Annotated in this window: 22 protein-coding genes; 4 read left to right on the top strand and 18 right to left on the bottom strand. The window is 65.6% G+C overall.

Features of this window, described 5'->3' with window-relative positions; all coding sequences use genetic code 11:
• From ACE103_RS34260 to ACE103_RS34205, 12 genes are all read right to left on the bottom strand, one after another.
• Complete coding sequence (locus tag ACE103_RS34260; RefSeq protein ID WP_375776616.1) at window positions 1-2,892, bottom strand: flotillin domain-containing protein; 2,892 nt, start codon at window positions 2,890-2,892, stop codon at window positions 1-3.
• A 26-nt stretch (window positions 2,893-2,918) separates the two neighbouring features.
• Window positions 2,919-3,752, bottom strand: coding sequence for a phosphoenolpyruvate hydrolase family protein (locus ACE103_RS34255; protein ID WP_375776615.1), 834 nt, complete (start codon window positions 3,750-3,752; stop codon window positions 2,919-2,921).
• A 3-nt stretch (window positions 3,753-3,755) separates the two neighbouring features.
• Complete coding sequence (locus ACE103_RS34250) at window positions 3,756-5,966, bottom strand: ABC transporter permease (protein ID WP_375776614.1); 2,211 nt, start codon at window positions 5,964-5,966, stop codon at window positions 3,756-3,758.
• A complete protein-coding gene (locus ACE103_RS34245) occupies window positions 5,959-6,741 on the bottom strand; it encodes an ABC transporter ATP-binding protein (protein ID WP_207835482.1) in 783 nt (260 codons plus the stop codon). Before ACE103_RS34245 ends, ACE103_RS34250 begins: the two co-directional genes overlap by 8 nt.
• A complete protein-coding gene (locus tag ACE103_RS34240; protein WP_375776613.1) occupies window positions 6,734-7,819 on the bottom strand; it encodes a branched-chain amino acid ABC transporter permease in 1,086 nt (361 codons plus the stop codon). The genes ACE103_RS34245 and ACE103_RS34240 overlap by 8 nt, the downstream gene beginning before the upstream one ends.
• A gap of 1 nt (window position 7,820) precedes the next feature.
• A complete protein-coding gene (locus tag ACE103_RS34235) occupies window positions 7,821-8,831 on the bottom strand; it encodes a branched-chain amino acid ABC transporter permease (protein ID WP_375776612.1) in 1,011 nt (336 codons plus the stop codon).
• Between the two features lie 121 nt (window positions 8,832-8,952).
• A complete protein-coding gene (locus tag ACE103_RS34230; protein ID WP_223969580.1) occupies window positions 8,953-9,771 on the bottom strand; it encodes a helix-turn-helix transcriptional regulator in 819 nt (272 codons plus the stop codon).
• 138 nt (window positions 9,772-9,909) lie between these two features.
• Window positions 9,910-11,160, bottom strand: coding sequence for an ABC transporter substrate-binding protein (locus tag ACE103_RS34225; RefSeq protein ID WP_375776611.1), 1,251 nt, complete (start codon window positions 11,158-11,160; stop codon window positions 9,910-9,912).
• Between the two features lie 502 nt (window positions 11,161-11,662).
• Window positions 11,663-12,382 carry an SDR family NAD(P)-dependent oxidoreductase gene (locus ACE103_RS34220; protein WP_375776610.1) on the bottom strand — a complete coding sequence of 240 codons (720 nt, stop codon included), beginning with the start codon at window positions 12,380-12,382 and terminating at the stop codon, window positions 11,663-11,665.
• A gap of 49 nt (window positions 12,383-12,431) precedes the next feature.
• On the bottom strand, window positions 12,432-13,676 hold the full coding sequence (locus ACE103_RS34215; RefSeq protein ID WP_375776609.1) for an acyl-CoA dehydrogenase family protein: 1,245 nt from the start codon (window positions 13,674-13,676) through the stop codon (window positions 12,432-12,434).
• Window positions 13,677-13,789: 113 nt separating this feature from the next.
• On the bottom strand, window positions 13,790-14,725 hold the full coding sequence (locus ACE103_RS34210) for a helix-turn-helix domain-containing protein (RefSeq protein ID WP_375776608.1): 936 nt from the start codon (window positions 14,723-14,725) through the stop codon (window positions 13,790-13,792).
• 135 nt (window positions 14,726-14,860) lie between these two features.
• Complete coding sequence (locus ACE103_RS34205; protein WP_375776607.1) at window positions 14,861-15,634, bottom strand: SDR family oxidoreductase; 774 nt, start codon at window positions 15,632-15,634, stop codon at window positions 14,861-14,863.
• A gap of 137 nt (window positions 15,635-15,771) precedes the next feature.
• Here ACE103_RS34205 and ACE103_RS34200 point away from each other — a divergent pair, with 137 nt between their 5' ends.
• Window positions 15,772-16,680, top strand: coding sequence for a LysR family transcriptional regulator (locus tag ACE103_RS34200; RefSeq protein WP_223969574.1), 909 nt, complete (start codon window positions 15,772-15,774; stop codon window positions 16,678-16,680).
• A 37-nt stretch (window positions 16,681-16,717) separates the two neighbouring features.
• On the opposite strand, the gene ACE103_RS34195 is transcribed toward ACE103_RS34200, so the two are convergent.
• From ACE103_RS34195 to ACE103_RS34185, 3 genes are read right to left on the bottom strand one after another with little or no spacing between them, the layout of a single operon-like run.
• Window positions 16,718-16,870 (bottom strand): hypothetical protein, encoded by a 153-nt coding sequence (locus ACE103_RS34195; protein WP_375776606.1) that lies wholly within the window; start codon window positions 16,868-16,870, stop codon window positions 16,718-16,720.
• Window positions 16,825-17,466, bottom strand: a complete 642-nt coding sequence (locus ACE103_RS34190; protein ID WP_375776605.1) for a hypothetical protein — start codon at window positions 17,464-17,466, stop codon at window positions 16,825-16,827. Before ACE103_RS34190 ends, ACE103_RS34195 begins: the two co-directional genes overlap by 46 nt.
• 45 nt (window positions 17,467-17,511) lie before the next feature.
• Window positions 17,512-17,850: a hypothetical protein gene (locus ACE103_RS34185; protein ID WP_375776604.1), complete on the bottom strand. Its 339-nt coding sequence runs from the start codon at window positions 17,848-17,850 to the stop codon at window positions 17,512-17,514.
• A 115-nt stretch (window positions 17,851-17,965) separates the two neighbouring features.
• Between ACE103_RS34185 and ACE103_RS34180 the strand changes: the two genes are divergently transcribed.
• Entirely contained in the window at window positions 17,966-18,898 is a 933-nt protein-coding gene (locus ACE103_RS34180; protein ID WP_223969570.1) for a LysR family transcriptional regulator, read from the top strand.
• A gap of 20 nt (window positions 18,899-18,918) precedes the next feature.
• On the opposite strand, the gene ACE103_RS34175 is transcribed toward ACE103_RS34180, so the two are convergent.
• The 3 genes from ACE103_RS34175 to tuf all read right to left on the bottom strand — a co-directional run bounded on the left by ACE103_RS34175 (window position 18,919) and on the right by tuf (window position 23,115).
• Window positions 18,919-21,192: a TonB-dependent receptor gene (locus tag ACE103_RS34175; RefSeq protein ID WP_375776603.1), complete on the bottom strand. Its 2,274-nt coding sequence runs from the start codon at window positions 21,190-21,192 to the stop codon at window positions 18,919-18,921.
• A gap of 147 nt (window positions 21,193-21,339) precedes the next feature.
• Complete coding sequence (locus tag ACE103_RS34170) at window positions 21,340-21,711, bottom strand: hypothetical protein (protein ID WP_375776602.1); 372 nt, start codon at window positions 21,709-21,711, stop codon at window positions 21,340-21,342.
• 198 nt (window positions 21,712-21,909) lie between these two features.
• Window positions 21,910-23,115 (bottom strand): elongation factor Tu, encoded by a 1,206-nt coding sequence (tuf, locus tag ACE103_RS34165; RefSeq protein WP_375776601.1) that lies wholly within the window; start codon window positions 23,113-23,115, stop codon window positions 21,910-21,912.
• A 362-nt stretch (window positions 23,116-23,477) separates the two neighbouring features.
• Here tuf and ACE103_RS34160 point away from each other — a divergent pair, with 362 nt between their 5' ends.
• Together ACE103_RS34160 and ACE103_RS34155 are read left to right on the top strand one after the other, a co-directional pair.
• Window positions 23,478-24,098 (top strand): hypothetical protein, encoded by a 621-nt coding sequence (locus ACE103_RS34160; protein ID WP_375776600.1) that lies wholly within the window; start codon window positions 23,478-23,480, stop codon window positions 24,096-24,098.
• 124 nt (window positions 24,099-24,222) lie between these two features.
• Entirely contained in the window at window positions 24,223-24,996 is a 774-nt protein-coding gene (locus ACE103_RS34155; RefSeq protein ID WP_375776599.1) for an SDR family NAD(P)-dependent oxidoreductase, read from the top strand.
• Window positions 24,997-25,002: the final 6 nt, after the last annotated feature.

The raw sequence follows: 25,002 nt of genomic DNA, 5'->3' as shown, positions 1-25,002 counted from the left end.
TCAGTCCTTCTTGCGCGGCGTGCGTTCGGGACGCGGCTCGCCGCCGCCTTCGGGCGCTGCCGGTTTGGCGTCGCCGCCGCTCTTGCGTGCGGACTCCTTGATGCCCTGCATATCGCGGGCCTCGCGGATCAGACCGGGCATCTTGGCGAGGCTACCGCCCTCGACGCCGATGTCGGAGAGGATCGAGTCGATCAGCGGCGCCTGCACCCGATAACGCAGCGCCGAGTCGATCACCTCGTCGGTGGCGCTGCGGCCGGAGCCGTTGCCATTGCCATTGCCATTGAGCCCGTCGACCTGGAGGATCCGAATGCCCTCGATCTTCTCCATCGGCTTGACGCTCTCGCGCACGATGCCCTCGATCCGGTCGAGCAGCTTGCGGCGGAACAGTGAGTAGCGGGCCTGGTCGGTCAGCACGTTCTCGGCCTCGTTGAGCAGGCGTTGCGCCTCGGCCTCGACCGTGGCACGCACCCGTTCGGCACCGGCTGCGATCCTGGTTTCCTCGGCCTGCTTCTCGGCGAGCAGAACCTCGATGGTCTTGCGCCGCTTGGCAATCTCGCTCTCGCGCGCGGTAACGACGCGCTCGGCCGCCTCGGTGGCGTGGACCCTGGCGTCCTCGGCGGCGGCGCGCGCCGCCGATTCCTCCAGCGACTTCTGGTGCAGCGCGATCGCCTTCTCCATCAAGGCGGTCTCGACGTCCTTCTCCCTGTTGACCTCGAGCTTGCGCAGCTCGCGTTCGCGGCCGACTCTCGCCTCGTCGAGACCGCGGTCGGAGGCGATGCGGGCGCGCTCCACTTCTTCACGCGCCGCGATCTCGGCCTCCTGCAGCGATTGATTGCGGGCGACCTCGAGCTGCTCGATCGAGCGGCGCCGTTCGATCCGCGCCGCCTCCAGCGCCTGCTCGCGGGTCACGTCGGTGGTCTCGACCTCCTTGCGGGCCGTGATCTCGGCCTGCTTGACCTGCCGGTCGGCGTCGATCCGTTCCGAGCGCTTGGCGGCGAGCGCGATCACGCGCTCCTCGTCGGCGAGCTCGATCGCTCGCTTCTGGTCGATGTTGAGCACTTCGCGGGTCCTGGAGGAGGTGATCCGCTCGCTCTCCAGTGCCAGCTCGACATCGATCCGCTGCCGCTCGACCGCGTCGCGGCGCTTCAGCTCGGCGGCCTCGATCGCCCCGGTGCGCTCGATCTCGAGCGCGCGGGTCTCGCGTTCGGCACGGATGCGCTGCGCGGCGACCGACTTCTCCTGAGAAATGCGTGCCGCCTCGATCGATTCGCGCGAGGCGATATCGGCTTCCTCGATTGCGCGGGTACGTGCGATTTCCAGCGCCCGGACATGCTCTTCCTGCGCGATCCGCGACGCCTCGGTGGCGTCGCGCGCAGTGATCCCGGCGATCTCGATCGCCTGGTTGCGCTCGATCTCGAGCTTGCGGGTGGTGTGATCGGCGGCGATGCGCTCGGCGGCCAGCGTCTTCTCTCTGCTGATCCGGGCGGCCTCGACCGACTTCTGCGCCTCGATCTCTGCCTCCTGGATGGTCCGAACCTGCTGGATCTCCAGCGCCCTGGTGCGCTCGTCTGAGGAGATCCGCTCGACATTGACCGTCATGGTCTGGGCGATGCGCGCCTTCTCGGTGGCCTCGCGGGCCGCTATCTCGGCTTCCTCGACGGCGCGGGTCCGCTCGATTTCGCGCCGGCGGGTCTCTTCCTCATTGGCGATGCGGGCATCAGTGACGACGCGGTCCTGCTGAATGCGGGCCTTTTCAATCGATTCTCGGGCGGCGATCTCGGCTTCCTCGACGGTGCGCATCCGCTCGATCTCGCGCTGGCGCACCTCACGCTCTGATGCGATACGCGTGGTGTCGACCGAGCGCTGGTTGGCGATCCGCGCCTTCTCGATCTCCTCGCGTGCCAGCAATTCGCGCTCTTCGACCGCGCGGGTGCGTTCGATCTCCCGGTGCCGGGTCTCGCGTTCGGAGGCGATGCGGGCTTCGGTGATGGCCTGCTCGTTGGCGATGCGGGCTTTCTCGATGGCTTCGCGTGCGGTGATCTGGGCCTGCTCGGCCTCGGTCTCGCGCAGCGCGCGTTCACGTGCCACTTCGGTGCGCTGCAGGGCGCGGCGCATCTCGATGTCGCGTTCCTGCTCGAGGCGGGCAGTTTCGCTCTCGCGCTCGATGTCCAGCGCCTGCCGCTCGGCCTCCAGGTTGCGGGAACGGATCTTGATCATCGAGTCCTGCTCGATGTCGTTGCGCAGCTTGCGCTTGGCCTCGATGTCCTCCATTAGCCGGGTGAGGCCTTCGGCGTCGAATCGGTTCGAGGGATTGAAATATTCGAGGTCGGTCTGGTCGAGATCGGTGATCGCAACCGACTCAAGCTCGAGGCCGTTTTGCGCCAGCGCTTCGGCGGCATTGGCCTTGACGCGGGCGACATAGTCGCCGCGCTGCTCGTGCATCTGTTCCATCGTCATCTCGGAGGCAACGGAGCGGATCGCGGAGATGAACTTTCCGGAGAGCAGGGTGTGCAGCTGTTCGGGTTCCATGGTGCGGCGGCCGAGCGTGGCGGCGGCGATCGAGACGGCTTCGCGGGTCGCCTGCACCCGGACGTAGAAATCGGCCTCGATGTCGACGCGCATGCGGTCGCGGGTAATGACGGCATCCTGTTTGGAGCGCACGATCCCCATCGGCAGCACGTTCATGTTCACAGGCGTGTAGTCGTGGATGAACGGCAGCACGAAGGCGCCGCCATTGATCACCACGCGTTCGCCGAGGAAACCGGTCCGGACGAAGGAGGTTTCCTTCGATGAGCGGTGGTAGAGCCAGTTCACCACATAGACGACGATGACGATCGCGACGATTGCGACGATGAGCCAGAGGATCAATTCACCGACCAGCATCCCTGACATCTCTTCCTCCCTTGGTCACGGCGGCTCTAGCGCGCGCCGATCGCCTTGAATTTGCGAACCTGATCCGTCAGCGCCCGCTCGACCGGCAGACGCTCCATCGAGGAGGCGCCGTAGAAGCCGTGGCAGTTGCGGGTCTGCTTCATGATGAAATCGGCATCCGCGGGATCGGCGATCGGGCCGCCATGCGCGAGCACGATGATGTTCGAATTGACGCTGAGCGCGGCCTCGGCCCAAGTCTCGATCCGGGCAGGGCAGTCGGCGAGCTTCAGCGCGGTCTGTGCGCCGATCGTGCCGCCCGTGGTGAGGCCCATATGGCAGACGATGATGTCGGCGCCCGCGATCGCCATCGCGGTCGCTTCCTGCTCGCTGAACACATAAGGCGTGGTCAGCATGTTTTTGTCATGCGCCTTCGCGATCATGTCGATCTCGAGCGCATAGGACATCCCGGTCTCTTCGAGATTGGCGCGGAAGGTGCCGTCGATCAGGCCGACGGTCGGGAAGTTCTGCACCCCGGCGAAGCCGAGTGCCTTGAGCTGGTCGAGGAACACGTCCATGTCGCGGAACGGATCGGTGCCGTTGACGCCGGCGAGTACCGGCGTCCTGGTTACGACCGGGAGCACCTCGCCGGCCATCTCGACGACGATGGCGTTGGCATCGCCATAGGGCATCAATCCGGCGAGCGAACCGCGGCCGGCCATGCGGTAGCGACCGGAATTGTAGATCACGATCAGGTCGACGCCACCGGCCTCCTCGCATTTCGCCGACAGCCCGGTGCCGGCGCCGCCGCCGACGATCGGCTCGCCGCGTGCGATCATGGCGTGAAACTTCTTCAACAGCGCTGCGCGTTCAAACCTGGGCATGGGTCACCTCGCCACTCTCCGCCGGCCACCGGCGCGTCCGAGCAGCGGACGGAACGCGCTGACGATGGCGGCGGTGAACTCGGGATCGTTGATGTTGCGCTTGATGCGGATGATCTGCCGATTGCCGGTCTGGCGCACGGTCCGCTCCAGCGCGCGAAACAGCGCCGCGTCGGCATCCGGGTCCCAGAATGGCTGGCCAGGGGCATCGAGCGCGGAGACGCCGCCTTCGGCCAGAAAGAAGCGCACCGGCCCGTCCATCTGGTTGAGGCGTTCGCCGATCCAGCGGCCGATGCGCTCGTTCTCTTCCGGCGTGGTCCGCATCAAGGTGACCTGCGGATTGTGGACATGAAATTTGCGCTGCCGGTAGCGCTCCGGAATGGAGTCGGGAGCGCCGAAATTCACCATATCAAGCGCGCCGACCGAGCCGACATAGGGCACGCGGCTGCGGATGATGGCGCCGAAGCGGTCGTCGGTCGCCGGGAACACGCCGCCCATCAGGAGGTCGCAAACCTCGGTCGTGGTGAGATCGATGACGCCGGCGAGCTGACCGGACTCGACCAGCTTCTCCATCGAGCGGCCGCCGACGCCGGTGGCGTGGAACACGAGGCACTCGAAATCCTCGCGGAGGTCCGCCGCGATCTTCTGCACCGCCGGCGTGGTGACGCCGAACATGGTGATGCCGATCGCCGGAAGTTGAGCGCCGGTATCGCGCGGCTTGCCGGCCTGCTCCTCGAGCCGTGCCTTGACCATGCCGACCACGGCATGGGCGCCGTTGCCGAGCACCGTGCGTGAGATCGAGTTGAGGCCCTGAACGTCGGTCACCGAATACATCATGGTGATATCGGCGGGGCCGACATAAGGACCGACGTCGCCGGAGGCGACCGAGGAGATGATGAGCTTCGGCACGCCGACCGGGAGCGCGCGCATGCCGGGGGCGACCAGCGACGCGCCACCTGACCCGCCAGCGGAGATAATGCCGGCGACATTGCCCTGGCGGTGCAACCATCGCTCGAACGCCTCCGCCATCGCCGTCACCGAGGCGCCGCGATCGGTGCCGAACACGCTCGCGCCGCCGCGGCCATGGTTCAACGCGATCTCCTGCGCGGTGACATCGCAACTCGCCGCCTTGCCACTGGTCGAGACGTCGACCAGCCGGGTGCGCAGACCGCTGCCCGCGATGATGTCGCGGATGAAGCGCAGCTCCGCACCCTTGGTATCGAGCGTGCCGACGACCAGCACGACGGGAGGTCCCGATGTCCTCGACGTTGCCGGTTCGCGCCGCGTGCGGGTCGTCTCCTCGAGACGCGTGACCGCGGCGGATTGCGTCCGCGCGGCGGCCTCGATGCGCGCGATCGGCACCGGCTGCGACCAGCGCGTCGGCAGCACGGGATTGGAGATGTAGATGCGAACCGGACCCTTGCGTTCCGGCTGTGGCGTGCCGGCCGCCTCAGCTTTTGTCGGCGCCGTCTCGGCATCGATCTCATCAGCGTCGTGGGTGCCGACACCGAGCAGCCGCTGCTGCAACTCGCGGTCGGTCGCAAGCCGCGCGGCGTCGATGATGCGGTTGATGCGGCCGTTGACCATGATGGCGACGTTCTGCGACACCGCGGTCGCGACGCCGATGTTCTGCTCGATGACCAGGATGGACATGTCGCCTTCATCGCCAAGGCGCAGCAGCATCTCCTCGACTTGCGCGACGATGACGGGCGCAAGACCCTCGGTCGGCTCGTCCATGATCAGGAGCTGCGGATTGGTCAGCAGCGCGCGGGAAATCGCGAGCATCTGCTGCTCGCCGCCGGAGAGCTGGTTGCCGCCGTTGTTCTTGCGTTCGGCGAGCCGCGGGAAGGTGTCGTAGATGCGCTCGATGGTCCAAGCGCCGCGGCGCAGGCCGCCGGCGAGCGCAAGGTGTTCGTCGACCGTGAGCGAGCGCCACAGCCGCCGGCCCTGCGGCACATAGCCGACGCCGAGCCGGGCGATCCGCGCCGGGTTCAACCGCGTGACTTCCTCGCCGCGAATCCGGATCGAGCCACTGCTGGCGCGCACCAGTCCCATGATGGCCTTGCACAGCGTGGTCTTACCCATGCCGTTGCGGCCGACCACCGAGAACACGCCCGAGTCGAGCGTGAGGTCGACGCCCTGCAGCGCATGCGAATGGCCGTAGTAGACGTCGAGGCCTTTGACTTCGAGCGCGGGCGCGGCACGGCGGTCATTCATGGCCGCCTCCGAGATAGAGTTGCTGCACCTCGGGATCGGACTCGATCTCGCGCGGCAAGCCTTCCTTGAAGATGCGACCGTTGTGCATCATCGTCACGCTCTCGACGACGCGTAGCGCGACGTCCATGTCGTGCTCGATGATGATGTAGCCGATATGCGCGGGCAGCGAGGTCAGGATCTCGATCAGCTCGCGCCGCTCGGTCGGCGACAGTCCCGCCGCTGGCTCGTCGAACAGGATGAAGCGCGGCGCGCCGGCCAGCGCCAGCGCGATCTCGAGCTGCCGCTGCTGGCCATGCGCGAGCTCGGCGACGCGCTGGTCCTTGACGCCGGCAAGGTGCACGGCCTGCACCAGCGTCTCGGTCGCGTGCATCAGCGCATCGTTCTGCCCCGGGCGCAGCAACGAGAAGCGGCCGCGCGAGACGCCGCGGCAGGCGAGATAGACGTTGTCCTGCACGGTGAGGCCGGGGAACAGCGCCGAGATCTGGTAGGTGCGGCGCAGGCCCCGGCGGATGCGTTCGTAGGGCGGGAACTGGGTGATGTCCTCGCCAAAGAAGCGGATCGTGCCGGAGGAGGGTGGGAAGTCGCCGGTGATGCAATTGAACAGCGTGGTCTTGCCGGCGCCGTTCGAGCCGAGCACCGCGCGTCGTTCGCCGGGACGCACGGTGATCGTGACGTCGGTCAGTGCTGCCAGCGCGCCGAACAGCCGCGTCACGCCGCGCAGCTCCAGCGCGGCGCCGGCGCCGACCACCGAGAGCCGCTGTGCGACGCTATCCATGGCGGCCTCCGCCGGAACGGCGCGTCGAGGATGCGCTGCGGCGCCGCCAGCGGTCCCAGAGGCCGATCACGCCGTCGGACGACCAGAACACGATGGCGAGGAAGCCGAGCCCGATCAGCAGCCGGAAGCGGTTGCCGTCGAGCCCGAACTTGATCAACACGTCGAGCGCGAAGGTGCGCAGCAGGACGAAAATGAGTGCGCCGATGAAGGGACCGATCGGTCGTGTGATGCCGCCGACCACGGCGATGATCAGGACGTCGATGCAGGCGCCGACGCTGACCGAGCCTGGCGAGATCTGCCGGTAGTTCCAGACTTGCAGCACGCCGCCGAGTGCGGCGATGAAGGCGGCGAAGGCGTAGGCCGCGATGCGGTGGGCATTGGGATTGAAGCCGAGGGCCGCCATGCGGCGCGGATTGTCGCGGACGCCCTGCAGCGCGAGGCCGAACGGCGCGCGCGAGACATACTGGACGGCGAAGTAGCAGATCGCGGCGACGCCGACCGTCACATAGTAGAAGGCGATGTCGGCGCGCCAGTCGACGCCCCAGAAATGCGGCGTCGCAACGGTGTTGATGCCGGTATGGCCGTTGAAGATCGCCCAGTTCTGGTTGGTGAAGTAGTAGAAGGCTGCGCCGATCGCGAGCGTGATCATGATGGTGTAGATGCCCTCGGTGCGCACCGCGAGCGCGCCGCCGAGCGTGCCGAACAGCGTCGCCAGCGCCAGCGCCGTCGGGGTTGCGAGCCACCACGGCCAGCCGAGGCTGATATTGGTGCTGCCGCTGATGCCGAACACCGCGACCATGTAGCCGGCGAAGCCCGCGATGGTGAGCTGCATCAGGCTGACCATTCCGCCATAGCCGGCGAGGAACATCAGGCTCAGCGCGATGACGCCGAGGATCAGCGTGGTGGCGAAGATCTCGATCAGGAAGAAGCCGTTGGCGATCAGCGGCATGATCACGAGGATCAGCGCTACCAGCCAGGCCGCCGGGTTCTGGAATTCCGGCCAGGTGCGGATCAGGGCGCGGCGGGGCGCGTTAGCGGATGGGTCGGGGCGGAACTGGGTGCTCTGGAGCAACGACATCTCATCGCCTCGCGAGCAGGCCCTGCGGCCGCAGCGCCAGCACCACGACCATGATCAGGAAGGTGACGACTATGGCGTAGGTCGGGATGTAGACCGAGCCGAGCTGTTCGGCGAGCCCGATGATGACGGCGCCGAGCGCAGCGCCCGGGATCGAGCCCATGCCTCCGACGATCACGACCACGAGCGAAGCCAGCAGGAAGCGCGTATCCTCGCCCGGCGACAGCGACTGGAAGGTGCCGCCGACCACGCCGGCGATGCCGGCAAGGCCCGCGCCGAGCGCGAACACCAGCACGAACACCAGCTGGATCCGAATCCCGGTGGCGGCGAGGATGTCGCGATCGTCGACCCCGGCGCGCACGATCATGCCGATCCGCGTACGATTCAGCGCCAGCCACATCGCGACGCCGATCACGACGGACGCCGCGAAGATCACCAGCCGCACCAGCGGATATTGCAGATAGACCGGCTCGCCCGATGATTTGATTGCGGTGAGCAGCGGCAGCTGCACCGGGCCGATCAGCCAGCTCGGGGTCTGGACCTGGTAGAAGTCGCCGCCGAACACCCAGAGCATCAGATCTGCGAACACGATCGAGAGCCCGATCGTGACCATGGTCTGCCTGAGGTCCTGACCCTCCATGCGGCGGAACACGGCGAGCTGCAGGATCACGCCGACCAGCGCCGCCGCGATGAAGGCGACGATGAAGGAGAGGATCCACGACCCGGTCCAGGTGCTGATGGCGTAGCCGATATAGCCGCCGAACAGGTAGAGCGAGCCGTGCGCGAGGTTGACGTTGCGCATCAGCCCGAAGATCAGCGTGAAGCCGCTGGCCACCAGGAAATACAGCCCGCCGAGCGTGATGCCGTTCAAGACGGCGTTGAGGAACACGCGCTTGCGGCCGATCGCGGCCTCCAGCCCCGGCGGCCAGATCGCGAACACCAGCCACAGCAGCACCGCGACCGCGATGATCACGATCAGCGCCCAGGCCGGATGGCGTTCGATGAACCTGGCCATCTCCGTCGCGTTCCCTCTGTGGTCGCGACCGTCTGCCGGGCCGCGTGTCCTTGCATCCTACCGAGGGCGAAGGCGGCGGATTTGATCGACAGTATCTTTTATCGTCTAGGTGGGACCTCCGTTACGGCCGCAACACCTTGGCGGCGCGGCGATAGTCGGTCGGGGCCATGCCGACATTGGCGGCGAAGAAGCGGGTGAAACCGCTCTGCGAGGAGAAGCCGAGATCGAAGCCGATATCGGCGATCGGCGCCTCGGTCGCGACCAGCGCATCCAGCGCCTGCTCCATGATCAGCGTGTTCATGTAGAGGTGAGGGGTGACGCCGGTTTGCGTCCGGAACAGCCGGTAGAAATGCGGCCGCGACAGGCCGGCTTCGCGTGCGATCGCATCGAGCTCGATCTCGGCGCCGGGGCTTTCCGACATCAGCCTGATCGATTTGCGGACCCGGAAATCGGTCACCGCGGCGGCGGCACGCGCGTCCTGCGCCGCCTGCCAGCTCTCCTCGTAGCAGGAGTCGATCAGCTGCCGGAGCTCGCAGTCGAGGCTGCGCAGCGATGGCGCGCCGCACACCAGTGCTGCGGTGCGGCGGATCAGCCGGTCGAGCGTCTCTGTGCGCGGAAAGAAGGTGCGGCCGAACCGCAGGCCCTGCGCACTCGCGGGCTGCGGTGCGAACCATTCGGCATTGACATAGAGCACGAAGAAGATCGCGCCGTGGTCCATGTCGGTCGGCAGAAAATTGTGTGGTTCCCACGGGTTGACCGCGACCACGGTATCGTCCTTGAGCAGCAGGCGCTGCTCGGACACATCGATCTGCGCCGGCGTGCCGCCGACATGAAAGATCAGGTGCCCTTCGCGGTGCGCATGCACGTTGAAGGGACGGTTCAACTGATAGACCGTCGCGCGACCGAACCGGCCGTGGAAGACGGCAAGCGCCCTGCTCATGCCTCCCCTCCCGCGGGATGTTCTTGTCTTTTCGACAAGCGTTCATCATCCGCCCGCGGAAAGCAAGGGCGAGCAGGGCTCCTCGTGCAACCGCGCGACTTGGTCACGGCTGGCTTGCTCGCACCTGCAACAAATACGTCAGTACTTCTTGCACTCCGGGACCGTGCGGCTCGGCAGGCCGATCTTGGCGAAAACCGCCGGATCGTAGCCCAGCGTCTGGTTGACGTTCGGGATCACCTTCACGACCTTGCTGAACAGCGCGCCCTTGCCGTCGTCGACCACCTCGGTGACGAAGTTGGTGCCGATCGCCTGGCGGTTGGCGTCGAGCTTGATCTTGCCGTTCGGGGCGTCGATCTCGATCTTCGCCAGAGCATCCTTGAGCTTGGCCTGGTTGTTGGAGAGATCGCCATTGACCTGCCGCAGCGCCAGGATCAGCGCCATGGTCGAGCCGTAATAGTTGGTGGCGAGCAGCGACGGGCTCGGGAAGCGTTTGTTCTCCGGGAACGAGTCCTGATAGGCCTTCACGAATTTCTGCCAGGCGGGATCCTCCCAGGTATCGGCCTGGCCGCTGGCGGCGATGGTGCCGATCAGGGCGTTCTTGGCGCTGCCCTTCGACGACAGGATGGTCTGGTCGATCATGATCGAGCCGCCCATTAGATGCGCCTTGCCGCCGGCCTGCTGATACTGGTTGAGGAAATTGACGGCGTCGGCGCCGCCGAGGCCGAGATAGATCGCATCGACATCGTCGGGAAGTGCTGCGATGACAGAGGCGAAGTCCTTGGTGCCGAGCGGCACCCATTGCCGGTTGGTGACCTGGCCGCCGGCGCCGCAGAACTCGAGCACCAGGCCGAACACCTGAGTGTAGATGAAGGAGTAGTCCTCACCGACGGTCGCGATCTTGCGATAGCCCTTGGTCTCGTAGGCGTATTTGCCGAGGCCGACCTGCCACTGCGCGCCATCCATGTTGTAGCGGAAGAAGTTCGGCGCCGGATCGACATAGGTCGTCTCCTGCGCGCCGGAGGCGGCGTTGACGAAGGTCAGCTCCGGATGGGTCTTGGCAAAATTCTTCACCGCGATGCCCTCGTCGCCGGACAGCGGTGACAGCAGGATCTGCACCTTGTCCTGCTCGATCAGCTTGCGCACCGCGCGCACCGCGGAATCCGGCGTCGCATCGGTCGAGGCGACGATGAACTCGAGCTCCTTGTCGCCGATCTTCTTGCCGAGCACGTTGAGCGCGGTCTGGTGGCCGCGCATGCCATCCTCACCGAGCACCGTGTAGGTGCCCTCGAGCGTCGCGGTGACGCCGACCTTGATCTTCTCCTGGGCGAATGCCGTGCCCGAAAGCAACAGGCTGCTCAACGCAATCAGTCCCAAACTGCCTTTCAACATCGCTCTCCTCCCTCTGTGTTGTCGCCGGCGTCCACATCGCCTGACGAAGGCCGATGGGTGTCCGGTTGTTGCCGGCAAAGCTAGCCGAAGGCAGGCACGGCGCGGATGTCGTCGCGGCGGGGGTGCTTAACGGGCAGTCTCATTTTGATTGTTGCGCCGCAACGAGCTTCGCGGCGCAATGCCGCGGTTACTTGCTCGGTGTCATCACCCGTGCATGCGCATGCGGGTGATCCAGCATTCCAGAGGCGGCTGTGCTTGAGCCGAGAGGCCGCGGCTTCTCCGGTGTCGTCCCTGCGAAAGCAGGGACCCATAACCACCGCCTTGTGTGATGGAATTCGCTGGGGCCCCAGCGTCGCACAACAACTGTACCCTGTGGTTATGGGTCCCGGGTCGCGCTTCGCTTGCCCGGGACGACACTGAATTTGCAGCAGCGTTCGAAACGTGACCCATACATCCGCTGCCGCGGGCGCGGAGCAGCAACGTGGTCCGAGCGTTCGCCTTGCTACGGCATATGGTGGCCGGCGGCCTGTCCGCCGTCGACGTGGAGTACCTCTCCGGTCACAAAGCCTGCGCCATCGAGGTAGAGCACGGCGTCGACGATGTCGGAGATCTCTCCCATCCGGCCGACCGGGTGGAGCGCTGCCAGCGCCGGATGCGCATCGGCCGGGTGCATCGGGGTCTTGATGATCCCGGGCGACACTGCGTTGACGCGAATTCCGGTCCGTGCATATTCGATCGCGAGCGCGCGGGTTGCGGCGTTCAAGGCGCCCTTGGTCAGCGAGGCGAGGGCGGCCGGAACGCTGCTCATCGGCTGGTCGACGAGACTGGTCGTGATGGTGACGACGTGGCCGTGGCCCTGCTTGCTCATCAGCTCCAGCGCGCGCCGGGTCATATTGAAGAAGCCCGTCACGTTGGTCGAGATGTAGCTCGCGTAGTCATCTTGCGTGTATGCGGTGAAGGGCTTGGCCATGAAGATGCCGGCGTTGTTGACCAACGTGTCGAGACGGCCGAAGCGCTCCAGCGCCGCCTTGAACACGTGCTCCGCCGTCTCAGTTGCGCCGACGTCGCCCGCCACCGTGACGATATCCGCGTCAGTGGCCGGCTTGATCGAGCGCGAGGTCGCGACGACCCGGCAGTTGCGATCCCTGAAGGCCTGAACGATGCCGGCGCCGATCCCCTGCGATGCGCCGGTGACCACTGCGACTTTCCGCTCCGTGCTCATGATTGCGTTCCTTTAAAGCCCGGTCCTTGGTTTGACGCGTCACGTTGCGCTACGCCGCGCCGCTTGCAGAAAGCGGGCTGTAGTCGCGGCTCTTGAACATCGTGTGCAGCTGCCGCCGCCGGATGCCGAGATTGCCGCCGTCGAAGATCGGCAGCGCGAGCGCGTCCCGCAGCAGGGTGCCGAACGGCGCTTCATGATCGTAGCTGTCGATCCCGACCACCCGCATCAGATCGGTGATGACGCGCACGGCGGCCTCGGAACCGAAGATCTTGGCCTGCACCGCCAGCTCCTCGGCCGCCGGCGACTGGGTGTCGAGCGCATGGCAGGCGCGCCAGCTCAGATAGCGTGCCGCTTCGATCGTGGTCTTGGCATCGGCGAGCGCGTATCCGACCGCCTGATGCTCGATGATGGGGTGGACGCCGCCGCGCTTTTCGCTGCGGGCAAAATCGAGCGCGAACGCGAAGGCTGAGCGCATCAGCGCGACGCCGAAGATTCCGACCAGCGCCGCGGTGCCGGTGAAAGCCGCCGCGGTCAGCGCAAGGCCGGCACCTTGCTGTCCGAGCAGATTGCGGTGTGACGCCGCGACATTCTGCAAAGCAAACTGCGGCACGAGATGCGCGCGATGACCGATGCTGTCGATTGCACGTTCGAACACGAGGCCGTTCACCGGTCCTTGCACGGCAATGATCGAGATAGCGGCGTCCGGCGCTGCGGCCGAGTCGGTCCGGCACACGATGGTCAGAAGGTCGGCACCCTCGCGATTCCAGCCGGTGGCCGAGGACACCCATTTCTTGCGGCCGTTGATCAGCCAATTGTCGCCTTCTCGCCGGGCCGTGGTGCGGACGCCCTCGCCGGGCGGCGGCGAGGCGGCGTTGGCGCTGCCGCCCGGCTCGCTGGAGCAGAAGGCGGCGAGCGGTGCGCCGCTGGTCTTCAGGAACGGCGCGAGCAGCCGCCGACATTGCTCCGGCGTGCCGCCGAGCAGCAGTGGCAGCAGGCCGAGCACGCTGCCGAGCATGGTCAGCGTCACGCTCGGGTTCACGCTATAGAATTCCTCGGCCAGGATCGCCATGTCGATCATGCCGGCATTGTCGCCGCCCGCCGGCGCCGGAATGCACTTGCGCAGATAGCCGGCCGCCACCATCGCCTCGTAGGTCGGTTTGGTGGCGAGGAAGCGCTGCTCCGGCGTTGCCAGCTTTTCGGCGGCCCTGGCCTCGGCCAGCACCTCTCTGGCAAATTTGCGGGAGGCGAGTTGCAACTCGCGCTGCTGTGCCGTGAGCGTGAAATCGATTGCCATGCCAATGCCCTCCGTGTCGGCGGTTCGGGCTATGACTATCGCGGCGTGGTCGGGAAATCTTGGACGGCAGTGCCCGATTTCTTGGCGGGGAGTGAACCAAATCTCGTCGCGCCTCAGTGCGCGGCGGTGCGGCGGAATTCGCGCGGGGCGAGGCCGTTGTGGCGCTTGAACAGGCGGTTGAAATGCGAGATGTCGCGGAAGCCCGCGGCAAAGGCGATCTCGGCAATGGTCTTGTGCGCGGAGGTGCGATCGAGCAGGGCGCGCGTGCACGCGGCGATCCGCTGCTCGTTGACGTGTTCGCCCACCGAGCGGCCGGTGCTTGCAAACAGGCGGTGCACGTAGCGCTCGGAGCAGCGGAATTTCGTGGCCAGCGCCGGCGCGCCGAGCTCGGGGTCGTCGTTGTGACGCGCAATATGGTCAAGCATCATCGACAGCAGGACCGGCATATGCACGCGCTCCGCCGCCGTGTCGGCGAGGATGTCGGGTACGTGGGCGATCAGCTCGGCGATATGCGTGCCGAGCATCGCCGGGGTTGTTGCGAGGTGACCGCCGCTTAGGCAGAGCTCGGCGTAGCTCGCCAGCGTCCGCGACAGCGCGCGGCCGGTTTCGGTCGCAGACAGGCCGAGCCGCGGGTGGTCGAACAGCGCGTCCGGCAACAGACGCCGCGGCACCGCAAAGCAGAACAGCTTGAAGTCATGCCGGTGGGCGATCTCGAACGGCTGCGTCGTATCGGCAACCGCGAGATCGCCGGGGGCGCTGATTTGCTCGTGGCCGCGCTGCGAGGTGCGCCCCAGCCCTTCGAGCTGGAGGTTGACGAAGCAAAGGTCGTCGGTGCTTGCAGCGATGTGCGAGGCGAGCCGGTGCACGATATGCCCGCTCGCCGTGACCCGCGATATCTGCAGCGGCGCGGCGTCGACCTTGCAGATCGCGCCGGCAAACGATTCCTCGGCAATCCGGCGCGGCTCGAGGCGCACGAAGGCAGCTGCGAGGTCGTCTGCCCAACTGCCGAAGGGTTGATCCGGACGGGCCGGCCTGGTCGACCATTCCATGTGCGCCTCGAATAGACCGTCACTGCGAAGGGCCCAGCGAGGCGAACGATATCGCCGGCCAAACCGGCGGTCAAATTCCGCCGGCGGCCTGTTTTCCCCGCAAAGCATGGCGCATGCATGCAGAGAACGACGGTTTCACTTCGTGGTGTAGCCGCCGTTGACCAAAATGGTCTGGCCGGTCATCCACCAACCGTCCGACACCAGGAGGCGAATCCAGGGCACGATATCCTTGATGTCGGTGAGACCGGTCTTCGAGAAGCCGGACAGCGCCGCTGCCGATTGGTGATAGGCGACCGCGTCCGTACCCTCGGCCGGATAGAAGAACGGCGTGTCCATCGGGCCGGGGCCGATCGCGGTGACCGAGATGCCGCGTGCGCCGAACTCCTTCGATGCTGCGCGGGTAAAGTGCTCGACCGGCGCCTTGGTGCCGGCATAGGCGGCATAGAAGGGCGTGTAGGCGCCGAGTAGCGACGTCACCAAGGTGCAGATCTTGCCGTTGTCGTTGACGTGACGGCCGGCCTCCTTGAGGAAGAAGAACGCGGACTTGGCGTTGACCGCGCTCATCGCGTCGTATTCGGCCTCCGAGATCTCGACCATCGGTTTCTTCAGCACCTTGCCGACGGTGTTGATCGCGACGTCGGGACGGCCGACCGTAGCGACGGCATCAGTGAACAGTTTTTCCATCGCGCCCGATGTCGTGAGGTTGGCCTGGAAGGCGACCGCGTTGGCGCCGGCAGCCTTGATTGCTGCCACAGTCGCGTCGGCATCGGCCTTGGACGCGGAACTGTTGTAGTGGATTGCGATCGCCTTCGCGCCGTGGGCCGCGAGATCGCGTGCGATCAGGCCGCCGAGGTTCTTGGCGCCGCCGGCGATGATGACGGTCTTTCCCTTGATGCTGTGTTCGGTCATGGCGTTCGCCTCTCCGGATCTCGCGGCCGCGCCATGCGGCTGCTTTCTGGAGGCAACGATATCGTCTAGGATTTGCCGATAAAGCCGTGCATTCTGACCTCACTTGTCAGGAATAGCGAACAATCGGGGCGTTAATCGTGGACCGCATCGATCTCTTCCGCATTTTCGCCCGCGTCGTCGAGTGCGCGAGCTTTACGCGGGCGGCCGACACGCTGGGGATGCCGCGCTCGTCGGTGTCCTCAGCGGTCGCGGAACTGGAGCAGCGCATCGGCGCCCGGCTGCTGCACCGGACGACGCGAAAAGTGTCGCCCACGCACGACGGCGCGGCGTTCTACGAACGGTGCCTGCGCGTCGTCGCCGATGTCGAGGAGGCCGAGACCCTGTTCCGCCATGCCGCCGCCGAACCATCGGGTCGGCTCAGGGTCGACGTGCCCGGGCGGATCGGACGCCTGATCGTCGCACCGGCGCTGCCGGCGTTCCTCGATCGCTATCCGCAGATCGACATCGATCTCGGCGTCACCGATCGCGCCATCAACCTGATCGCGGACTCCGCCGATTGCGTCGTGCGCGTCGGCCCGCTCGGCGATTCCGGCCTGATCGCGCGGCCGCTCGGCAATCTCGTACTGATCAATGTCGCGAGCGCGGGATATCTCGCGCGCCACGGCACGCCGCAGACGCCGGACGATCTCGGCGCGCATTGGGCGGTCAACTACGCTTCGCCGTCCACCGGCCGCATCGAGGAGTGGGAATGGCGCGAGCAGGGCGCGTCGCGCGCCATCGCGATGCGCGGCCGTGTCACCGTCAACAGTGCGGAAGCCTATATCGCCTGCTGCCTCGCCGGTCTCGGCCTGATCCAGATTCCGGCCTACGACGTGAAGCGGCATCTCGATGCCGGAGAACTCGCCGAGGTGATGCCGCAGCATCGCGCCACGCCAATGCCGATGACCTTGCTCTATCCGCACCGCCAGCATCTGTCGCGGCGGCTGCAGGTGTTTGCCGATTGGCTGACGGCACTGCTGAAAGAGCAGCTGCTGGTCGCGGGTTAGAACTTCAGCGTGATGCGGGCCCGGAAGCCGCGGCGCGTTATCGCCTGCTGTTGCCGGCGCGGGACGAGGTCGTCCTTGTCGCGCGCTTCACCTCGGCCTTGGGCTGGAAAAACAGGCCGGGCATCACCGAGACCAGTCCGAAGGTCATTCCGAGGAATGCCAGGAACGTATCGAGGTAATTGATCTCCATTTCAGTTGTCTCCATTCAGCTTGCACCGGGTTGACCCGGTGCAATGCGTTCGATGAACCTAGATATGGTCCGGTACATTGCTCGGTACAATAGAAACATTTATCTCGGAGCAATACTTTCAATGCTCCGCGTCTAGGCAGCGATCCGACCCTGCTGCAGGTGCCGCTGCTCGATGGCCTTGACGGAGTTTTCGAATGCTTTTCGAGGGCACTTCTGCCGATCGACCCGAGCACGAGACCGAGGATCCATCCCTTCAGATTCTTGTCCTCGCGCACCACGACCACGTCAATGTCGGTCGCGCCATCGGACCGCCGCGCGAAGCTGTAGGAGTGGCCCGACCTGCCGCCCCACACATTGGAGTCGGTCGTCGTCAGGACGACATGGTCTGGGTCGGACCAGTCGTAGTGCAAGCGTTCCCAGATGCCGTTCGAGCCCTCGGTCACGTCAGCATCCGAGGGGCCGCGATGATGCACCTTGAGATATGCGTCGGCACTGTTGCCGAACAGCTTGGAGCGGCCCGGCCCGAAGTCGGTGAGGCCGGCGACGTACTGCTCCGGCGTCAACCCGGTCGTCCGATGAAGGTGGATCGTGGACATCTGTGGCTCCTGCACCTTCGATGGAAGGCTCCGACCGCTATGCCACTAGTTGGAGAGCGTGCCCGACTTGCGGACAGTCACGCTGTCGCCGTTCCGGCTGATCTCCACTGCGCCTGCCTGGTCCGGCGTCGAGAGCAGGGCACGCTGACCGGGCGCCAGCACCGAGACGAAGCGGACCGGCGTGCCGGCCTCGCCCTGTGCGAGCGTCGTCACGACGCGATACCCGTCGGGCTCGACCGTGTAGTAGGCGACGCCGGATACGTCGCCGAGATGGATGCTTTGGGCCTCGATCGGCCTGAGCCCGCGCGCCTGGGCGGCTCCATGCGATGCGCCAAGTGCGGCGAAGGTGATGGCTGTGGCGAGAATTGTGCTGCGGATCGACATGGGATCCTCCGTTGGCTTGAGTGTCAGAATCTGGGCGGCGAGCGATTGCCCGTCTGCTCCCTTGCCGGAGGAGATGGTGAGGCTATGATCATCGATCAAACAGATAGGATCGATAATGGCCATCGATGCCGTCAATTTGGGTCGGATCGACCTGAATCTGCTTGTTCATCTCAATGCGCTACTCACCGAACGGAGCGTGACCCGGGCGGCAGGCTCCGTCGGGATCGGCCAATCCGCGATGAGTCACAATCTCGCCCGGCTGCGCGAACTGTTCGATGACGAGCTGCTCACGCGGGGCGCCGATGGCATGCGCCTCACCCCGCGCGCGATGACCTTGCTCGATCCGGTGCGGACCGCACTCGCACAGGTCGAGGCAGTGCTGCTGCGCGAGAAGACCTTCGATCCGGCCACCGCGGTGCGAACGTTCAGGCTCGGCCTGTCGGACAGTATGGAAATCCTGATCGTGCCGCGCCTTCTGGCGCGCATGCGCGAAATCGCGCCGGGCATTCACCTGCGGCTCTACAACGTTGATACGTCCCGGCTGCTCGATGATCTCGACGCCGACGAAGTGGATCTCGCGCTCTCCTACGGTCCGATCCAGCAAGGACAATTGCATCACAAACAGCGCGTGCTGTTCACCGAGAGCTTCCTTTGCATGTTCAATGCGGAGAAGACGGGGATCACGCCGCCCATCTCGCTCGAGGACTACATCCGGCTTCCGCACGTGCTGACCAGCCTGCGGCCGGGGCGCACCGTGCGCGGCTCTGTCGATGAGGCGCTCGAAGAACTCGGCCTGCAGCGGTCCGTTGCGCTGACCACGCCGCGCTTCCTCACCGTGCCGTATCTGGTGGCGCAGGCGCCCGTGATCGTCACCATGGGCGCACGGCTGGCCCGCCGCTTCGCCGCCGATCTCGGGCTCAGCCTCAGTCCGCCGCCGGTGAAGGTGAAAGACGTTACGGTGTCATTGCTGTGGCATGCGTCCTACCATCACGACCCGGCCCATGTCTGGCTACGGGACCAGTTGGTCCAACTGGTCGCCGAACTGTGAGCGGGCGCGCCCCGGCCTCGTCAGAACTTCTGCGTGATGCCGGCATAGAAGCCGCGGCGCGGGCCGTATTGCGGCGCGAACACGCCGATACCGGAGCCGTCGCGGATTTGGTAGACGGTGTCGAACAGGTTGACGACGTCGAAGCGCAGCGTGGTCGGTTTGTTCGGCGCGACGATGTTGAAGTCGTGCGAGACGCCGAGGTTGACTTGCGCGTAGGGCGGCACGGTGCCCGTGTTGGCAAAGCCGTTGCGCAAGCCTGAGCCGTAGATCACCGACGCGCTGAACTTGGTGTCGCGCCATTGGTACCAGCCGCCGACCGATGCGGTTAGCGTCTGAGCATGGTCGGTGTTGACGTAATTGTTGGCGATGTAGGCCAGCTCGTCAGGATCGAACAGATACTGGTTTGAGACGACCTGGGTGGCGACCTGCCTTGCGATCGCGACATTGCCGTAGAGATGCAGATTGTCGTGGTCGTATCGCGCGGTCAGCTCGACGCCTTCATTGGTGCCTTTCGCATAGTTGAAGGCGGTCAGGACGTAGGCCTGGCCGAACTGGCCGTCGTCGAGTAGATCGGTCGCGATCTTGTAATAGGCGTCCATGCCGACCTCGAGGCCGGGGATCGCATAGACTTTCTGCGTCACGCCGATGTCGAACACGTGCGAGCGCTCGGGCAGGACAGGATCGTTGGCGGTGGTCGCCGGCTGCGCGGTCGTGTTCTGTACCAGCGCAAGGTTGGTCGGTGCCGCCAGCACCTGCTCGGGCGGCGTGAAGTTGCGGGCATAGCCGGCATGGAAGGTCGTGCCGTCATAGGGCTTCCATGTCAGGCTAATCCGCGGGCTAAGCTGGTTGGCATCGACATATTGCCACATCTGGTCGAAGCGCAGGCCGGCATTGAGCGTGAGCTGGTTGGTGATCTTCCACTCGTCGGCAATGTAGGTGGAGAACAAATATCCGGTCTTGGCGCTGGAATCGAACACCGAGAGCGGCGCATCGATCGGGTTGCCGGCATCGTCGAGCGGCAGCACGGTCGAGCCGTTGTTGACCAGCGAGCGTTCGGCGCTGACCGCGATGCCGAACTTCAGCGTATGCGCGAAGCCGAGCCTGTAGGAGGTGTCCTCCTGGATGCCGTTGATGAAGCTCTGGCGATACACGTCCGACGCGACCCCATTGAAGACGAGATCGCCGACTGGATCCGGCATGAAGTGCAGCTGGCTGTAGCGATTGAAATAGGCGACCTGGTAGTCGAACCCGTCGCCCGACTTCTGGTAGGCCACGACGTTGAACTGGTTGAATTCGCGTTGCCGTTCGTTGAGCAGCGCGGAGTCGAAGTTCGAGACGCCGAAGGCGGTGAAGGCCGGAGCCTGGCCGGGATTGTTGGGGATCTGATAGGCGCCGTTCGAGACGCCGCCGATATAGGTCAGCCGGCTGGTCGGATCGAGCGCGGTCGAGACATAGGCAAAACCCTTCTCCTGGTCGGTCCGGTCGTGGATGGCGTTATAGGCCGGCGTCGGGTTCTCGATGCCGACATCGCTGCCGAAATAGCGTCCGGAGACGTAATACTGCGTCTGTCCAATCGTGCCGCCGTAGTCGACGCTGGTGGTGAAGGTGCCGTGGCTGCCGCCATAGACGCTGACGCTGCCGGAATTGTTGAAGGCATCGGTCTTGGTCTGGATGTCGAGCACGCCGGCGGTGCGCAGGCCATACTGCGCGGGCAGTGCGCCCGTGATCAGCGCCATGCTGCCGACGATCCCGGTGTCGATGATCTGGCCGAAGGCGCCGACGCCGTCCGGCAGCATGATCCCGTTGATGCGGTATTGCAGGTTGGCGTGCTCGTTGCGCACATGCAGTTCACCGCTTGCGGCGGAGTCCTGCGAAACCCCGGGCGCCTGCAGCAGCGCCTTGTCGAGCGTGGTGTTGGTGCCCTGTGGCAGTGCCTCGAGGGCTTGCCGGCTCATCTGGTAGCTGTTGGCGCCGGTGGGTGCCAGCAGCGCGGCGCGGGCCTGGTCGAGCTGCGTGTTCTGGCTTGCGACGGCTTGAGCCTGGGTCTGTTCCGGAGATTCAGGCGTCGCCGATACCGCGCCGGTTCTGCGTGCGCGGTGGCCACCGCCGCTCGCAACGCGCGTCTTCGGCTTGTTCGGTCCGGCCGGCGCGGTGTGGCGTTGCGGCGCCGTCACCGTGATGTCGGGAAGAGTCGTTGTCGGCGCGGTCGTCTGCCCGAATGCGGCGCCGTTGATCCCGTAGACCAAGAGCGATGCAGCGCCAACGGCGGCGCGTCGTCTCATAATTTTTGACATGTTGGTTCCCGATCTCACGAGGCTGCGATCCGGATCCTCACCGAAGGACGCGGTCGAGCCCGCCGTCGATGCGCGACGGCGAAATTCCCCATTGATCAAACGGCAGCCGAATGATGGCCGCGTTCGACGTTCAGTCGTGCAGGGAGTTCAGGAGATCGGAGGCGCGCGCGGCTGATAGTGCAGCCGGCCGATGTCGAGCGGCGCCGCATAATTGTCGATCTGCCAGGAGAGCAGAGCGACGGCATCGGGCAATTGGAGTGGTGGCAACGCCGGCGCCGGCGTCGCCGTGCTCGTCATCGCTACGACAGCGCAGATGGCGCAGAGATCTACGGCCTGATCGGAATCAGGATTCGAACGAGGCTCGTCGCGCGAGGCGTTCTCGATATGCGCCGCGAACGACGCTGTCGCCTGTGCCGGCGCAATGGCATGGAAATGGCCGAACGACAGCACGAACTGGACCGCCAGCGCCAAAAACGCCAGCCGAGCCCCGTGCCTGATGTTCGAACGAAACCACTTCATGACGACGCCATTTTCCGCGTCGAGAGGTCACAAGACCGATGGACGGCGCCTGCGACGCGGTGTCGCACAGTTTCGAAAACGTGCCGGCCTGTCAATCCGCATTGCCAAGCGATGCGATCAATTTCCGGGCGATCGGGCGATCTTGCAACATCGCGACGTTGGAAAGTGGGGGCCCGGCTTGCGCCGCGCCCCCATCCGTCACTCCACGATCGTAGTGACCACGCCGGCACCGACGGTACGGTTGCCTTCACGGATCGCAAAGCGCGACCGCGCTTCGAGCGCGATCGGCTTGTTGAGCTCGATCGTGAACTCAGCGCTGTCGCCCGGCATCACCATCTCGGCGCCGTCGGCGAGCTGGACGGTGCCGGTGACGTCGGCAGTCCGGAAGTAGAACTGCGGACGATAGTTGGCGAAGAACGGCGTGTGCCGGCCGCCTTCGTCCTTCGTCAGCACATATACTTCCGCGCGGAAGGTCCGGTGCGGCGACGCACCACCCGGATGCGACAGCACCTGACCCCGCTGCACGAGAGCCTTGTCGACCCCGCGCAGCAGGCAGCCGACATTGTCGCCGGCCTGCCCCTGGTCGAGGATCTTCCGGTAGCTCTCGATGCTGGTCACGACCGACTTGCGGGTCTCGCCGAGGCCGACGATCTCGACCTCGTCGCCGATCCTGATCGTGCCGCGCTCGACGAGCCCGGTCACCACGGTGCCGCGGCCCGCGATCGACTGCACGGCCTCGATCGGCATCAGGAACGGGCGATCCTTCGGCCGCTCGGGCAGCTCGATAAAGCTGTCGAGCGCCTCGAACAGTTCGAGGATCGCCTGATCCGCCAGCGGACCGTGCTCGCCGCGCAGCGCGGCCATCGCCGCACCGCGCACGACCGGCGCGTTGTCGCCGTCGTACTGGTACTTCGACAACAGATCGCGCACCTCGATCTCGACGAGATCGACCAGCTCCGGATCGTCAGCGACATCGCACTTGTTCAAGAACACCACGATGCGCGGCACGCCGATCTGGCGCGCCAGCAGGATGTGCTCGCGCGTCTGCGGCATCGGTCCGTCGACGGCGGAGACGACCAGGATCGCGCCGTCCATCTGCGCCGCGCCGGTGATCATGTTCTTCACATAATCGGCGTGACCCGGGCAGTCGACGTGCGAGTAGTGGCGCGCCGCCGTCGAGAACTCGACGTGGCTCGTCGCAATGGTCAGGATCTTCGTATCGTCACGCGTACCTTGCGCTGCCGACGCCTTGGCAACGTCCTGGTAGGAGACGAACGCGCCCCAGCCGTGATCGGCTGAAACCTTCGTCATCGCTGCCGTCAGCGTCGTCTTGCCATGATCCACGTGGCCGATCGTGCCAACATTGCAGTTGGGCTTGAGGCGGATGAACTTCTCTTTGGCCATGGGACACCTGTGGTGTTCGAGCTCCCGTGCTGGGTTTGCACGACTCGTGGCACCGCGAGAGCCCGTTCGGCGCCAGGAGCCGCTTCCGCTCCGGGCTGCCTTCCAATGTCAGGTGTGACGTGAGGTCAGGTCCAAAGCAGAATGGCGGCGGACGAGGGCATTAGCCCTCCCGTCATCAGCATCGATGCTCGCTGTGACTGCCGCATGTTGGAAACCTGGGTCGCTCTTTCTACAAAGGGAGGCGAGTACATAAGGGGTGACCGCGCGATTGGCAAGAGGTGGGGTCGTCGCAGCCAAGAGCCGCGCTGGCATTGTCGACCTCCGACGAGTATAGTTCGCGGGCACAAGTGACGGTCTCCCGAATGTCGATCTTCGCAAGCAAATCCGGTCTCGCCATCATCGCCGCAGTGCTCTGTCTCGGCGCCCGGCAGGCCAACGCCCAGGCCGGCCCGGTGCGCTACTGGACGCCGGGCTCGCTGTTCGGCTTCGGCGGCAGCCTGGCCGATGGCCAGAAGGCGGACACCTACGGCAACTTTCCAGGCTTTGACGCCACGGCCCCGCAAGGCGGCGACTTCTCGTATCTGAACGGCCGTCCGGATGGCTGGTTCATCGGCGGCGAAGGCGGCCGTGTCGGCTGGAACACGCTCGGTCAATCGGCGGCGTTCGGGTCGCTCGAATATCAGGGCGCGCAGGTCGGCTACAATTTCAAGGGCGTCGGCGATACGCCCGTGACGTTCTTCGCCGGCTTCGACTCGTTGAAATACAATCCCCCCGGCGCCGGTGGTCCGCTGGCGCCGTTCAGCGGCAATCCCGGCGTCAACGCCGGATATACCGCACGTGCGGGACTGGAGTTCCGCCCGACCTCGAATGTGACCCTGTCGTTCGGGGCTGGTTTTACCCAGCAAGGGGCGGAGCGCATGGACAGCGACATCCATTCGCAGCTGCTGCCAGGCCAGTCACCGGTTCTGTTCGGCGGCCGTTAGCGCGAAGCCGGCAGCCTGACGGTAGCGCGTCAGCGCAAGACCACAGCGTTGCGATCCTGATCCAACCAGAACTTCAATCAGAACCAAGAAGGCTCGAGCTCGCGAGCACAGTCAGGATCCAACCATGGACATGCAAGGCAAGATCGCACTCGTCACCGCCGCGGCATCGGGCGCCGGCCGCGCCGGCGCGCTCATTCTCGCACGCGAGGGCGCGGCAGTCGCGGTGGTCGACCAGAACGAGGCCGGCGCGAAAGCCGTGGTCGAGGAGATCAAAAAGAGCGGTGGACGTGCGCTGGCGCTGGCCGGCGATCTGCGCGACGACAAGTTCTCGCGCGATATCGTTGCTGCGACCGTGAAGGAGTTCGGCGCGCTCGATTGTGTCTGGAATCACCTCGGCATTCCCGGTCCGTCTGTCATCGACGATCTGGAAGGCTGGGATCTCAGCGTCGATCTCAATCTGCGCTCGCAGCTGATCACCACCAATGCGGCGCTCGGGCAGATGACGACGCGGCGCAAGGGCAGCATCCTGTTCACCGCATCGACCTCGGGCCTGGTCGGCTCGCCGTGGAGCCCGACCTATTCGGCGGCCAAGGCCGGCGTGATCGGCCTCGCGCGGGCGCTCGCCAAGCGCCACGCCAGGGACGGCGTGCGCGTCAATGCGATCTGCCCCGGCGCGATCGATACGCCGATGCTGCGGGTGTTCGTCAACCGGCCCGACCAGCCGGGCCACAACGAGGCCGATCCTGAGGAATTGATCAAGGCCGCAGTGACCCGCAATCCGATGGGCCGGGCCGCGCGCCCGGAGGAGATCGCCGAGGTCGCGGTGTTCCTGCTGTCGGACAAGGCCTCGTTCGTCACCGGCATCGCGATGCCGGTCGACGGCGGGACGGTGGCGTAGCGTCGC

This window comes from Bradyrhizobium sp. ma5, from assembly GCF_042258955.1.
In the GTDB taxonomy this organism is placed as follows: domain Bacteria; phylum Pseudomonadota; class Alphaproteobacteria; order Rhizobiales; family Xanthobacteraceae; genus Bradyrhizobium.
The sequence above is the reverse complement of the archived record's forward strand: the minus strand, read 5'-3'. Positions and strand labels throughout refer to the sequence as shown.